The sequence below is a fragment of the Sphingomonas sp. BK069 genome (assembly GCF_014193405.1).
In the GTDB taxonomy this organism is placed as follows: Bacteria; Pseudomonadota; Alphaproteobacteria; order Sphingomonadales; family Sphingomonadaceae; genus Sphingomonas.
In genome coordinates this window covers 1,541,670-1,554,752 of record NZ_JACHZH010000001.1, presented here as the reverse complement: position 1 = coordinate 1,554,752, position 13,083 = coordinate 1,541,670, and the positions used below count along the sequence as shown (strand labels likewise).

General features: G+C 69.5%; 12 protein-coding genes. 4 read left to right on the top strand and 8 right to left on the bottom strand.

Going from position 1 to position 13,083, the window contains the following annotated elements; genetic code table 11:
• From FHY02_RS07495 to FHY02_RS23285, 3 genes are all read left to right on the top strand, one after another.
• Positions 1-1,536, top strand: a complete 1,536-nt coding sequence (locus FHY02_RS07495) for an efflux transporter outer membrane subunit (protein ID WP_311721268.1) — start codon at positions 1-3, stop codon at positions 1,534-1,536.
• A gap of 69 nt (positions 1,537-1,605) precedes the next feature.
• On the top strand, positions 1,606-1,860 hold the full coding sequence (locus FHY02_RS07490; protein WP_183921158.1) for a hypothetical protein: 255 nt from the start codon (positions 1,606-1,608) through the stop codon (positions 1,858-1,860).
• 239 nt (positions 1,861-2,099) lie between these two features.
• Positions 2,100-3,212: an ABC transporter ATP-binding protein gene (locus tag FHY02_RS23285; RefSeq protein ID WP_183921157.1), complete on the top strand. Its 1,113-nt coding sequence runs from the start codon at positions 2,100-2,102 to the stop codon at positions 3,210-3,212.
• Here FHY02_RS23285 and FHY02_RS07480 read toward each other — a convergent pair.
• The 3 genes from FHY02_RS07480 to FHY02_RS07470 are packed head-to-tail and all read right to left on the bottom strand — an operon-like array spanning position 3,186 to position 6,186.
• The gene (locus FHY02_RS07480; RefSeq protein ID WP_311731790.1) at positions 3,186-4,037 is read right to left on the bottom strand and encodes a carbohydrate ABC transporter permease; all 852 of its coding nucleotides are present in this window, start codon (positions 4,035-4,037) and stop codon (positions 3,186-3,188) included. The genes FHY02_RS23285 and FHY02_RS07480 overlap by 27 nt on opposite strands.
• On the bottom strand, positions 4,034-4,915 hold the full coding sequence (locus FHY02_RS07475) for a carbohydrate ABC transporter permease (RefSeq protein ID WP_183921156.1): 882 nt from the start codon (positions 4,913-4,915) through the stop codon (positions 4,034-4,036). Before FHY02_RS07475 ends, FHY02_RS07480 begins: the two co-directional genes overlap by 4 nt.
• Positions 4,912-6,186, bottom strand: coding sequence for an extracellular solute-binding protein (locus tag FHY02_RS07470; protein WP_183921155.1), 1,275 nt, complete (start codon positions 6,184-6,186; stop codon positions 4,912-4,914). Before FHY02_RS07470 ends, FHY02_RS07475 begins: the two co-directional genes overlap by 4 nt.
• A gap of 135 nt (positions 6,187-6,321) precedes the next feature.
• On the opposite strand from FHY02_RS07470, the gene FHY02_RS07465 reads away from it, so the two are divergent.
• Positions 6,322-9,282 (top strand): TonB-dependent siderophore receptor, encoded by a 2,961-nt coding sequence (locus FHY02_RS07465; RefSeq protein ID WP_183921154.1) that lies wholly within the window; start codon positions 6,322-6,324, stop codon positions 9,280-9,282.
• Between the two features lie 99 nt (positions 9,283-9,381).
• Here the strand turns inward: FHY02_RS07465 and FHY02_RS07460 are convergent, their stop codons facing one another.
• From FHY02_RS07460 to cyoC, 5 genes are all read right to left on the bottom strand, one after another.
• Complete coding sequence (locus FHY02_RS07460; protein WP_183921153.1) at positions 9,382-9,912, bottom strand: response regulator transcription factor; 531 nt, start codon at positions 9,910-9,912, stop codon at positions 9,382-9,384.
• Positions 9,909-11,189 carry an ATP-binding protein gene (locus tag FHY02_RS07455; protein ID WP_183921152.1) on the bottom strand — a complete coding sequence of 427 codons (1,281 nt, stop codon included), beginning with the start codon at positions 11,187-11,189 and terminating at the stop codon, positions 9,909-9,911. The genes FHY02_RS07460 and FHY02_RS07455 overlap by 4 nt, the downstream gene beginning before the upstream one ends.
• A gap of 167 nt (positions 11,190-11,356) precedes the next feature.
• The gene (locus FHY02_RS07450; RefSeq protein WP_183921151.1) at positions 11,357-12,040 is read right to left on the bottom strand and encodes an SURF1 family protein; all 684 of its coding nucleotides are present in this window, start codon (positions 12,038-12,040) and stop codon (positions 11,357-11,359) included.
• Positions 12,037-12,447, bottom strand: coding sequence for a cytochrome o ubiquinol oxidase subunit IV (gene cyoD, locus FHY02_RS07445; protein ID WP_183921150.1), 411 nt, complete (start codon positions 12,445-12,447; stop codon positions 12,037-12,039). The genes FHY02_RS07450 and cyoD overlap by 4 nt, the downstream gene beginning before the upstream one ends.
• Positions 12,447-13,079, bottom strand: coding sequence for a cytochrome o ubiquinol oxidase subunit III (gene cyoC, locus FHY02_RS07440; RefSeq protein ID WP_183921149.1), 633 nt, complete (start codon positions 13,077-13,079; stop codon positions 12,447-12,449). The genes cyoD and cyoC overlap by 1 nt, the downstream gene beginning before the upstream one ends.
• Positions 13,080-13,083: the final 4 nt, after the last annotated feature.

The following is a 13,083-nucleotide window of genomic DNA, read 5'->3' as shown; positions in this document are numbered from 1 at the left end:
GTGACTCGTTCCGCGATCCTCACCGCGCTGGCCCTGTCCAGCGCGCTCGCCGGCTGCAACCTGGCGCCTAAGTATGAGCGCCCCGGCGGCGCGGTTCCCGCCGCGCTGCCGCAGGGCGGGGTGTACCCTGCCGCGGCGAGTGACGCCGCCGACGTCAGCCAGATCGGCTGGCGCGACTTCTTCCTCGATCCCCGATTGCGCGGGGTGATCGAGACCGGGCTAGCGAACAACCGCGACCTGCGTGTCGCGGCGGCCAACGTGCTCCAGGCAAGGGCGCAATATCGAGTCCAGCGCGCCGACCTGGTGCCGAGCACGACGATCTCGGGATCGGGCACGTTCACCAACAACATCTTCGGCGCGGCCGGGGCGGCCGGCGCTGCTGCCGGCGCGGGAGCGGGCACGGGAACGGGCACCGGCACTGGGACGGGCACCGGCAGTGGCGTGGGTGGCGGCACCGGCGGCGGGACCGGGGTAGGCGCCGGCGCGGGGGTCGGCAGCACCTCGTCGAACGTCGAGTTCTTCTCGGTCAACGCCGGCTTCTCGGCGTTCGAGCTCGACCTGTTCGGGCGCGTGCGCAACCTCAATCGTGCCGCGCTGGAACAGTATTTCGCCTCGGAAGAGGCGCAGCGCTCCACCCGCATCAGCCTGATCGCCGAGATCGCGACGGCGTGGCTCACGCTCGCCTCGGACCAGGAGCAGCTGAGGCTCAGCCGCGAGACGCTCAAGACCTTCGAGGAGACGGTGCGGCTCACCAGCGCGCAGTTCCGCATCGGGGTCGCCTCCGAGCTGGAAGCGCGTCAGGCCGAGACCAACTATCAGGCCGCGCGCAACGACATCGCCGCGCTCACCACGCGCGTGGCGCAGGACCAGAACGCGCTCAACCTGCTGGTCGGCACCACCGTGCCCGCCGAGCAGCTGCCGACCGGGCTCGACGACACGCCGCTTACGCGCGATGCGCTGCCCGGCGACGTCTCGTCGGAAGTGCTCCTGCGCCGCCCCGACGTGCTCCAGGCCGAGCACCAGCTGATCGCGCAGAACGCCAACATCGGCGCGGCGCGCGCGGCCTTCTTCCCCCGCATCTCGCTGACCGCGACCATCGGGACGATCTCGAGCGCGCTGTCCGGCCTCTTCGGTGGGGGCAGCTTCACCTACACCGGCTCGCCCTCGGTCGGCCTGCCGTTGTTCGACGGCGGCCGCAACGCGGGCAATCTCGACTATGCCAAGGCGTCGCAGCAGGCGGCGGTCGCGACCTACGAGCGCGCGATCCAGACCTCCTTCCGCGAGGTGGCCGACGCGCTGGCGCAGCGCGGCACGATCGGCGAGCAGGTTTCCGCGCAGACCGCCCGGGCCGAAGCCGCCTCGGTCGCGGCGCGACTGTCCGACGCGCGCTACCGCGCGGGCGTGGACTCGTTCCTGACCTCACTCGACGCGCAGCGTACCGCGTATTCGGCGCAGCAGCAGCTGGTGACCACGCGGCTGAGCCGCGCGAGCAATCTGGTGGAGCTGTACCGCTCGCTGGGCGGGGGGCTGCGCTGAGGCGCAAACGTTTGCTTGCCATCGGGGCGTTTCGGCGTACTCTCCTCTCAAATAGATGAGGAGAGGGCGATGCTTTCGAACGAGCGCGCTGGTGACGAGAGCATCGTCATCCTTCAGTCGCTGCTGTGCCTGATGCGCGAGAAGAACCTGCTGTCGCGCGCCGACATCGAGACCTTGTGCGAGCGCGTCGCGGTCCGCGCGGCGCAGGCCGAGCGTGATCCGATGCCATGCTGCGCCGAGGCGACGACCGCGGCGGCGCACGAGATGGCACGGATCGGCAACTACATCGGCCAGCGCTATGGCGGCAAACATCGGCGGCTGTGAGGTGGGCGCTTACGGCGTCAACCGTCGTTCCGGCGCGCTATACTGAATCTGAAATCCTCCCCGGCACGGGGAGGGGGACCGCTCGCGAAGCGAGTGGTGGAGGGGGCTCTCCCTACAGCGCAGCGCTCGCGGAAGCCCCCCTCCACCAGCCTGCGGCTGGTCCCCCTCCCCCGCGAGCGGGGAGGACCGAAGGACGCCACCCCTTGTCACCGCTCCGTTAACCAGCGACACTCCGCATCGTGGCCAGCGTCGACATCCAGGGGCTAGCGAAGCGCTTCGGCGCCAGCGACGTGCTCCGACCCACCGATCTCCACATCGCCGACGGCGAGTTCGTGGTGATCGTCGGCCCCTCGGGTTGCGGCAAGTCGACGCTGCTCCGCCTCATTGCCGGGCTGGAGGAGCCGAGCGCTGGCCGTGTGCTGATCGGCGGCCGCGACGTTACCGACGCCGCGCCGGCCGATCGCGAGCTCGCGATGGTGTTCCAGTCCTACGCGCTCTACGCGCATCTCACCGTCTACGAGAACATCGCCTTCCCGCTGAAGGTCGCGCGGCTCGGCAAGGCTGAGGTGCGCCAACGCGTCGAGGAGGTGGCCGAGGCGCTCGACCTGATGCCGCTGCTCGCGCGCCGGCCCAAGGCGTTGTCCGGCGGGCAGCGCCAGCGCGTCTCGATCGCGCGCGCGATCGTTCGTCGTCCCAAGGTGCTGCTGCTCGACGAGCCGCTCTCCAATCTCGACTCTGCGCTGCGCGTGAAGATGCGGCACGAGTTCGCCCGCCTGCACCAGCAGCTCGGCAGTACGATGATCTATGTCACCCACGACCAGCTCGAGGCGATGACGCTCGCCAACCGCATCGTCGTGATGAGCGCGGGGCGGGTCGAGCAGGTCGCCCCGCCGCTCGCGCTCTACGCCGAGCCCGCGACGCTGGAGGTAGCCGCCGCGATCGGTTCGCCGGGGATGAACCTGCTCGCGGTGACGATCGCCGCGGCCGAGCACGACGGCGCGACGGTGCGGCTGGCCGACGGCGCCGATCTACGAGTCGCGGTCGCGGTCCCGTCCGCCGCGGTCGGCCAAGCAGCGACGCTCGGCGTGCGCCCCGAGAACCTTCACCCCGCCGACGACGGCGCCTTCACCGGCGCGGTCGAGTTGTTCGAGCGGCTCGGCCCGCTCTCCTTCGCGCATCTCGGCACGATCGGCGATCATCCGTCGGTGGTGGCGCAGCTCCCTGGCGACCGGGCCGTGACCTTGGGCGAGCGGCTGCGCTTCGCGGTCGCTCCCGAGGCGGCGCATCTGTTCGACCGCGACGGCCGCGCCTATCCGCGCCCCGCCTTAGCCCTTGATGCTGCCGCCGAGTAGTCCGCTGATATAGTAGCGCTGGAGCGGCACGAAGAGGATCAGCACCGGCAGCGTCGTCACCACCGCCGCCGCCATCATCAGCTCGCCGTCGGCGGCATGTTCGCGCGAGATCGCTGCGACCGCGACCGGCAGCGTGTAGACATGTTGGTCGGCCAGCACGATCAGCGGCCACAGGAAGTCGTTCCAGCTGCCCAGGAACATGAACAGCGCGAGCGTCACCGTGATCGGGGCGAGCAGCGGCAGCACGATCTGCGCGAAGATGCGCCGCTCGCTGGCGCCGTCGAGCCGCGCCGCGTCGAGCATCTCGTCGGGGATCGATAGCGCCGCCTGGCGTACGAACAGGATCGCGAAGATGCCCGCCAGCGAAGGGAGGATCACCCCGGCGTAGCTGTTCACCAGCCCGAGTTCCTTGAAGATCAGGAACAGCGGCAGCATCGCTACTTGCCCCGGCACCACGAGCGCGCCGACCAGCAGCTGGAGCAGTCGCTCGCGACCGCGGAAGCGCAGCTTGGCGAAGGCGTAGCCGGCAGGCACGGTCAGCAGCAGCCCCAGCAGCGTCGACAGTCCCGCCACGGCGAGGCTGTTCCACAGCGCGGGCACGATGCGATAGTCGAACCACGCGCCGTCGATCAGCCGGCGCGCGAGCAGCTCGTGGTAATTCTCCCACGACCAGCGCGACGGCCACAGCCGCGGCGGGAAGCGGCTCGACTCGCCGCGCGGCATGAACGAGACGAGCACCATCCACACCAGCGGGGCGGCGGTGAGCAGCGTCGCCGCCGCGACCGCGGCGTTGGCGGCGATCGCACGCCAGCGGCGGCGGGTCACAGCCACTCGTAGCGCCGCCCGATCCGCGCCTGCGCGAAGGTGAGCGCGAGGATCATCAGGAAGAGAATGAACGCCACCGCCGAGGCCTGTCCGAGGTTCCACCATTTGAAGCCCTCGTCGAACATGAAATATAGCACCGTGGTCGTGCTCTGTGCCGGGCCGCCCAGCGTCATGACATAGGGCTCCGCGAAGATCTGGAGGAAGCCCGCGACGCTCATCACCGCGGCGAGCAGCAAGGTCGGTCCGATCGCGGGCAAGGTGACGTGGCGGAAGCGTGTCCAACGAGAGGCCCCGTCGAGCCGCGCCGCCTCCATCAGGTCGTGCGGCACCGCCGACAGCGCCGCGGTGAAGACGATCATGTTGTAGCCGAAGATCTTCCACGTGACGAATAGCAGGATGGCGGGGATCGAGGCGTGCGGGTCGCCAAGCCAGTCGACCGGCGGCACGCCGATCCAGCCGAGCGCGCGGTTGAGCAGGCCGAAGCGCGTGTTGAGCAGGAAGCGCCACACCACCGCGGTCGCCACCACGCTGGTGACATAAGGCGCGAACAGCAGCACACGCCACAGCGGCTTCCAGCGCACGCTGGCATCGTGGAGAAGCAGCGCTGCCGCCAACGAGGTGCCGATCGCCATGGGAACGCCGAGCAGCGCGAACAGCGCCGTGTTGCCGAGCGCGCGCCAGAACAGCGGCGTGGTCAGCAAGCCGGTGAAGTTGCCGAGCCCGACGAAGCGCAACGCGCCCCAGTCGGCGAGCGCGTAGATCGAGTAATCGGTGACGCTCAGCGCCAGCGCGAGCAAGGTCGGCAGCGCGAAGACGAACAGGATGATCGCGAGCACCGGCAGCACGAAGCCCCAGGCGGTGCGCTCCTGTCGCGTCATGTCAGCCGTCCCGCTTCGACCAGCGCGCGGCGCTTGGCGAGCAGGCGGTCGACGCGATCGTCCATCGCGACGAGCGCCGCGTCGATGCCGAGCTGGCCGCGTACGACCCGCTCGGCGATCAGCTGCACCTCGATGCGGATCCGCTCCCACTCGACGATCATCGGCTCGCGCGTCGGAGCGCGCATCTGCTCGGCGAAGGCGGCGAGCGCGGGTTGGCGCAGCTGCGGGGTAGCCCACGCGGCGGCGCGCGCGGGCAGGGTGCCGATCAGCCGCTGGTAGGTCAGCTCGCTTGCGGGCGAGGTGAGGTGGCGAACCAATGCCCAGGCGGCGGCCGGCCGGCGCGAACGCGCCGACACGCACAGGCTCGCCGCGATCCCGGAGACTCGCCCCGGACCCTGAGGGCCGGGCATGCGCGCGGTGCTCCACAGCGCGGCCGGGATCTCGGCGGCGCGGCGGTGCAGGTCGAGCGTCAGGGTCGGGCCGTACGGATAGACCGCGAAATAGCCCTGCGCGAAGGCGGCGACAGGATCCTGCACCTCGGTCGACAATGCCGGCGGGGCGAGCCGCTCGCGGAACAGCGACACGTAGAAGGCGAGCGCGTCGCGGAAGCGCGGATCGCGGAAGTTGCCGCGCGTGTCGCGCTCGCGCAGCGGGTTGGCGCCGGTCTGACCGGCGAAGGTGAAGAGCGAGTCCCACCAGTTGAGCAGCATCAGGAAGGCATAGTCGTCGGGTGCCCGCGCCTTGAGCCGCTGCCCCATGCGGCGCCACGAATCCCAGTCCTCGGGCGGCGCGGCATAGCCGGCGCGCTCCAGCAGGTCGCGGCGGTAATATTGCACCTGCGGGGCGACAGACCAGGGCACCGCATAGGGCCGACCATCCGGTCCGGTGGCCGCGCTCACGCCCGGGAACAAGCCGGTGAGCAGCGCGGGGTCGGTGACGGGCGCCAGAGCACCGATCAGGGCGAACTCGCCGACCCAGCCGTCCGGCAACATGAACACGTCGGGCAGCGAATCGCCGGCCTGGGCGGTGAGCAGCTTCTCGTGCGCCGCGGTCCAGGGCAGCGTCTGTACCTCGACCGGAACCCCGGTCGCGCGCGTGAAGCCGGGCATGAGCATCGGCGAGTAATCGCCCTCGTAGCTCATCGCCCAGAGGCTGATCGTATCGGGAGAGCGCCGCGCGGCGCAGCCACCCGCCGCGGCCATCGAGAGCGCCGCGACCACCGAGCGCCGGGACCAACCCGCGGCACGCGCGAGCTTCCCCCCGTATGTCACGTCACATCAACACCTTGCGCAAGATCCGGTTGCGCCAGGTTGTTAACAATTAGAAACTTTTTAGAAGGGAAGACGTTGTTGCGGGAAAGAAGAAGCCGGCGTGCAGGGGCCGGCACGATCCGAAGGGGAAACAGGATGCCGTCTCAGCTCTCGTCGCGAGCCCTGTTGCTCGCGGGCGCACTCGCCTGTGTCTCCGCGGTGCCGGCCTGGGCGCAGGCGGCGGCACCCGCCGACGCCGCTCCCGACACATCCGGCACGGGCTCCGACGAGGACATCGTCGTCACCGGGTCGCGCATCGCACGCCCCGACTTCGAGGCGCCCAACCCGATTGTCTCGTTCGACAGCCAGCGCATCCACCAGTCGGGCAACACCAACGTCACCACCTTCCTCCAGCGCGTGCCGGCGTTGACCACCTCGCTCGACAATGCCGACAGCGCCGGCCCGAACCGGCCCGACAACCAGCTGTACGGCGCGGCGGGGCTCAACCTGCTCAGCCTGCGCGGGCTCGGCTCGGCGCGGACGCTCGTGCTGGTCAACGGGCGGCGCCACGTCTCGGGGCAGATCGATAGCGCGGCGGTTGACATCAATTCACTGCCGACCGACCTGATCGAGCGCGTCGACGTGCTCACCGGCGGCGCCTCGGCGGTGTACGGCGCCGACGGCGTGTCGGGCGTGGTCAACTTCATCCTCAAGCGTGACTTCGACGGCGTCGCGGGCCGCACCCAGTTCGGCATCTCGGAGCAGGGCGACGCCGGCAACCGCTTCGCCTCGCTGATGGCGGGCAAGAACTTCGGGGGCGGACGCGGCAACGTCACCGCATATTACGAGTATAACGCCGACGACCCGCTCCAGAACGACGACCGCTCCGTCCTGCGCCGCCGGAACCGACTCTACACGGTGTCGAACCCCGCTTACGCCGGGCCGGGCTCGGGCACCTATCAGCAGGTGCTGGCGGGCGACCTGCGCTATCCCGGCGGCTCGCCCGCGGGCGTGATCGACATCGGCGGCACGCTCTACAACGGCGACGGCTCGCTCTACGATCCCGGGACCGACGCGGGGGGCGGCTTCGCCAGCGGCGGCAGCGCCACCTCGGTCGCTGGCTATGTCGGCGACCTGCTGCCCAAGACCGAGCGCCACGCGGTCAACCTGCTGACCCATTACGATTTCTCGGACGCGTTCCAGCTCAGCCTCGAGGGCAAGTTCGTCCAGTCGACCGCCACCACCTTCGGCGGCTTCACGGGCAATTACACTGGCGATTTCACGCTCGATAACCCTTACCTGCCGATCAATCTGCGCGATGCCGCGCTGGCCAACGCGCAGCGCGTGATCTCGTCCAACCGCAACAACACCGATTTCCCGCGGCTGGGCGAGAGTGATCGCCGGCGCACGTGGCGCGGCGTGATCGCGGCCACCGGCGCGGTGAGCGACCACGCGCGCTACGATGTGTCCTACACCTACGGCCAGACCGACGTGCGGATCACCAAGCTCAACGACCGTTGGGAGGACCGCTATTACGCCGGACTCGACGTGGTGACCGATCCCTCCACCGGTCGCCCGACGTGCCGCTCCAACCTCAACCCCGCCGCGGTGCAGGTGCCCACGGTCAGCTTCACGCCGGGGCCGAACAGCGGCTGTCTCCCGATCAACACCTTCGGGGTCAACGTCACCGATCCGGCGGCACTGGCCTGGGCCACCAACAACAATGTCAGCAGCGCGCGCGTCACCCAGTCGGTCGCGAGCGCGGCGCTGACGGGCGACTTCGGCGCGCTGTTCGCGCTGCCGGGCGGGCCGGTGAAGTTCGCGCTGGGCAGCGAATACCGCCGCGAGACCAGCCGCTTCGATCCCAACAGCTTCCTTACCGGGGAGCAATGGTACCAATATGACGAGGGCAACAAGTTCGACCCGACCTTCGTGATCTCGCCATCGCGCGGCGCCTTCGACGTATGGGAGGTGTTCGGCGAGATCGACGTGCCGCTGCTGCGCGACCGGCCCTTCTTCGAGACGCTCTCGGTCGGGGCGGCGGGCCGCTATTCCGACTATTCCACGATCGGGAGCACCAAGGCCTATCAGTTCAACGGCGTCTGGGCGCCGGTGCGCGACATCAGCTTCCGCGGCAGCTACAGCCAGGCGGTGCGCGCGCCCAACATCGGCGAGCTGTTCGCGCCGGTCGGGCCGGCCACCAACTTCTTCTCCGACCCATGCTACGTCGAGAACCGCAACGCCGGAACGTCGAGCCGTGCGGCCAATTGCGCGACCTTGATCAACGGGCTCGGCGCCGATCCGGCGGCCTTCACCGCGGCGAACAACCCCGACGCCGCGGTGCTGATCAATGGCTCGCGCAGTGGCAACCCGGGGCTGAAGGAGGAGACCGCGCGCACCTGGACCGCGGGCACGGTGCTGCGCCCGCGCTTCCTGCCCGGGCTGACGATCTCGGCCGACTGGTACGACATTCGCCTGGACGACGCGATCAGCATCGCCGACGCCAATACGATTGCGAACCTCTGCGTCGACCAGCCGACGCTCGACAACGTCTATTGCGCCGCGATCCGGCGCCGGCAGGGCACCGGATACATCAACGGCTATACGGTGCAGCCGCAGAACGTGGCGCGCTACGCCACCGCCGGGCTCGACCTCAACATCAGCTACGTGCTGCGCACCGCCTCGGCGGGGACGTTCGACATCCGCTTCGTCGGCAGCTATCTCAACAAGCTCGAGCAGATTGCGACGCCGGGTGCACAGGTCGAGGATCAGGTCGATCAGTTCAACCGCCCCAAGTACAATTTCGTCTTCTCGCCGACCTGGTCGCTGGGCGAGGTGACGCTGAGCTACAACCTGCGCTGGTTCGACGCGACCCGCCGCTTCGCCAAGCTGACCACCGACAACAATCCCGACTACGCCCCCGCCGCGCTGCTGCGCTACAAGGAGCTGTGGCAGCACGACGTGCAGGTGCAGGTCGCGCCGGACGAGGGCGTCGGTTTCTACGTCGGCGTCAACAATCTGGCGAACCAGCGGCCGTCGGTCGACTCGATCGATCAGCCAATCTCATCGCTGGGACGCTACTTCTACGCGGGCGCGAAGGTGCGGTTCGGGGCGTAGGCGCCGCCACGGCGACGACTGCGACCAGTCTCTCGCCCCACTCTTGTCACCCCGGGCCTGACCCGGGATGACGGGAGACAGGATTTTCTCTTTCCGACCCTAGAGATGGCGCTTGCCCAGCTTCCGCGCCAGGGTGCGCCGGTGCATGCCGAGCCGCCGCGCCGCCTCGGAGACGTTGAAGCCGCAGTCCGCCAGCGTCTGGTGAATATGCTCCCACTCGAGCGTGCGCAGCGAGGTGGGATGCGCGACCAGCTCGACCGAGGCGTCACCCTCGCCCGAGGCCTGGAAGGCCGCCTCGATATCGTCCGAGTTGGCCGGCTTGGACAGGTAATTGGTCGCCCCCAGCTTCACCGCCTCCACCGCGGTGGCGATGCTGGCGAAGCCGGTGAGCACCACGATCCGCATCGCCGGATCGATCGCGTGCAGCCGCTCGACGCAGGTCAGCCCGGAGGCGCTGCCGAGCCGCAGGTCGACCACCGCATGGTCCGGCCTCAGCTCCGCCGTGGCGGTGTCGAGCTCCTCCGGGTCGGTGATCGCGCGCACCTGATAGCCGCGTCGCTCGAACGAGCGCGCTAACGTGCGCGCGAACACCGCATCGTCCTCGATGATCAGCAGGCGGCGCGCGCTCATGATGTCTCCTCCGGGATCGAGATTGCGGCGAGGGGCAGCGTCAGCGTCACCTCGCTGCCACCGTGCTCGCGCACGCGCGCCGATACCGTGCCGCCGAGTGTTCGCAGCACGTTGACGGCCAGGAACAGGCCCAGCCCGGCGCCGCGCCGCGCCTTGGTGCTGAGATAGGGCTTGCCCAGCCCCTCGAGGATCGACTGCGGGAAGCCGGCGCCGTCGTCGCGTACCGCCAGCACCAGCCGGTCGCCGTCCCACCAGGCGCACAAGGTGATCGTCCTGGCGCCGGCCTCGACCGCGTTGTCGAGCAGGTTGGTGATCGTCTGCGCCAGCGCCTTGTCCGCGACGATGCGCGGGTCGCTCGTCATCAGATGCTCGTAGGACGCGGTCGGCCCCTTGCTCTCGTTCCACGAGTCGACGATGCCGGCGAGAAAGGTGCGCAGCGTGGTCCGCACCGGCGCGTTGCCGCGCACCTCGCCCGAGGCGAGCAGTACCTGGCTGAGGATGTCCTTGCAGCGAGTCACCTCGGCGCGCATGTCATCGAGGTCGGCGAGCAGCGCGGGCGAGCGCGCGATCGCCGGCTCACGCCGCCAGTCGCCCAGCATCACCGCGATCGAGCTGAGCGGTGTGCCGAGCTCGTGCGCCGCGCCGCTGGCGAGCAGCCCCATGCGGACGATGTGCTCCTCCTCGGCGGCGCGCTGGCGCAAGGCGGCGAGCCGCGCGTCATGCTCGGAGACGTTGCGCACGATGCGGGTGACGAACAGCGCCAGGAGCGTCGCGGTGAGCGTGAAGTTGAACCAGCTCGCCGCGACATAGGGAATCGAGAGCTCGGACGCCCAGAAGTGCGGCAGCGGGAAGGGCGGGGCGGCCCAGGCGAGCCAGGCGAACAGCGTGCTGGTGATCACCACCATCGCCCAGCTCGTCCAGCCGCGCAGCAGCAGCGCCGCGATCACGACCTGGAGCAGGAAGAGCGTGACGAACGGGTTGCTCACCCCGCCGCTGAGATAGAGCTGCGTCGTCAGGCAGGCGACATCGACCAGCAAGGTGGCGAACAGCGCGGCGTTGGTGATCGGGCGGCGCTCGACCACCTGGTTGACCGCGACATTGAGCGCCACCAGCACCGCCAGCGCGCCAAGCATCGGCACCAGTGGCAGGTGAACGCCGACCACGAAATGGACGAGCAGGATCGCGGCGAGCTGCCCCGCCACCGCGAGCCAGCGCAGCAGTGCGAGCAGGCGGACGTTGCGTCCGCCCGGCCCGCCGCGCGCGAGCGGTCCGAGCATGTTGGCGAGGTGAGGCATGGGGTTAGACTAGCGCGTTTCGCATGGGAGCTGAACTTCCTCGGGTAAACACCTGGCGGTGTTCCTGAGGACCCAGGAACCCAGAGGCACGCAGGATGGCGCTCGCTTCACTGAGCTCCAGCGTTCGCAGGAGCACGGGGCCGAGCCGCTCACGCGTCCCGCGGCGCGCGCGCGATCCGGTACGCGAGATAGGCCATCATCGCCGCCAGCGTGAACCAGGTCAGCGCGTAGATCAGGTGCGTGTTGCGGAAGCGGACGACCGTCAGCCCGCCGCGCGGCCAGCCCGTCGTGCCGCTCGCGTCGGCGTCGATGAAATAGGGCGCGACCTTCTCAAGGCGGCGCGCGCGCGCGATCGCCGCCGTGTCACGCGAGTACCAGCGATCAGCGACGGGATCGTTGTCGCGGAGGAAGGCGCCGTCCGGTTCGGTCACCCGCAGCAGCCCGGTGACGCTCGCCTCGCCCGTCGGCGTGCGGATCGCGGCGCGGTCGCCGAGCGGGACGAAGCCGCGGTTGATCAGGATCGTGCCGCCCGGCGTGTCGAGCGGGGCGAGCACCCAATAGCCGCCGCCATAGTCGGTCACCGCCTGAACGAACACCGGGGCCGCGGCGCGCCACCGGCCGGTGGCGCGGACGCGGAGATACGCGCTGTCATCGTCGATCCCCTGCCACTCGGCACGCGGTGGCGCCGCGACCGGGGCGGCGGCGAGGCGGCGCTCCACCCGGTCGATCAGCGCGAGCTTCCACGCGCGCCGTTCGACCTGCCACACGCCCAGCCCGGCGAGGAGGGCGGTGCCGAGCACCGCCAGCGCCAGGAAGACGTGTCGCCGGGTCACATGCCGGCGCTCGACATCTCCGCCTGCATCGACGGCATCATGTTGAGGTTCATGTGATACATCACCCAGAGCGAGCCCGAGATCACGATCACGACGATGATCACGGTGAAGATCAGTGCCATCATCGTCCAGCCCGCCTCCGACTTGGTGTTCATGTGCAGGAAGTAGATCATGTGGACGACGATCTGCACCATCGCGAGCGCCATCACGATGCCCGCGGTGACCCGCGGGTCGGCGATGACGCCGCTCATCACCAGCCCGAAGGCAGGGGCGGTGAGCAGCACCGAGAGCAGGAAGCCGATCCAATAGCCCTTGCGCGAGCCGTGCGCGGCGCCGCCGTGCGGGTCGTCATGCCCGTGCCCGTGCGCGTGGTCGGCGGCATGGCCGTGATGCGTCTCGGCGCCCATCAGCGTAGCACTCCCAGCAGATAGACGAAGGTGAAGACGCCGATCCAGATGACGTCGAGGAAGTGCCAGAACAGCGAGAGGCACTGCAGCCGGCGCAGGTTGGCGTCGACCAGCCCGCGGCGCGACACCTGCACCATCAGCGTCCCCAGCCAGATCAGGCCGAAGGTGACGTGCAGCCCGTGCGTCCCCACCAGGGTGAAGAAGGACGAGAGGAACGCCGAGCGCTGCGGCCCCGCGCCCTCGTGGATCAGGTTGCTGAACTCGTAGAGCTCGATCGCGAGGAAGGCCGCGCCGAACAGTGCGGTGACCGCGAGCCAGCCGAGCACCGCGCCCTGCTTGCGCTCGTCCGCGCTGATCATCGCGAAGCCGTAGGTGATCGACGACAGCAGCAGCATCGTCGTGTTCACCGCCACCAGCGGCAGCTCGAACAGCTCGCGCGCGGTCGGCCCGCCCGCGTAGCTGCCGCCGTACACGCCATAAGCGGCGAACAGCATCGCGAAGATGAGGCAGTCGCTCATCAGGTAGAGCCAGAAGCCCAGCATCGTGCTGTGGCCCGGCGGGTGCTCATGCTCGTCCAGGTCGTAGAAGACCGGGTTCTCCGCGCCGGGCGGGGTCTGCGTCATCGTGCTCATCGGT

What these genes read in the sequence shown, in the direction of transcription:
- FHY02_RS07490 (WP_183921158.1), top strand. Translation starts at nt 1,606, where the DNA reads ATGCTTTCGAACGAGCGCGCTGGTGACGAGAGCATCGTCATCCTTCAG.
- FHY02_RS07460 (WP_183921153.1), bottom strand. Translation starts at nt 9,912, where the DNA reads ATGAGCGCGCGCCGCCTGCTGATCATCGAGGACGATGCGGTGTTCGCG.
- FHY02_RS07455 (WP_183921152.1), bottom strand. Translation starts at nt 11,189, where the DNA reads ATGCTCGGACCGCTCGCGCGCGGCGGGCCGGGCGGACGCAACGTCCGC.
- cyoC (WP_183921149.1), bottom strand. Translation starts at nt 13,079, where the DNA reads ATGAGCACGATGACGCAGACCCCGCCCGGCGCGGAGAACCCGGTCTTC.
- cyoD (WP_183921150.1), bottom strand. Translation starts at nt 12,447, where the DNA reads ATGGGCGCCGAGACGCATCACGGCCATGCCGCCGACCACGCGCACGGG.
- FHY02_RS07465 (WP_183921154.1), top strand. Translation starts at nt 6,322, where the DNA reads ATGCCGTCTCAGCTCTCGTCGCGAGCCCTGTTGCTCGCGGGCGCACTC.
- FHY02_RS07475 (WP_183921156.1), bottom strand. Translation starts at nt 4,915, where the DNA reads ATGACGCGACAGGAGCGCACCGCCTGGGGCTTCGTGCTGCCGGTGCTC.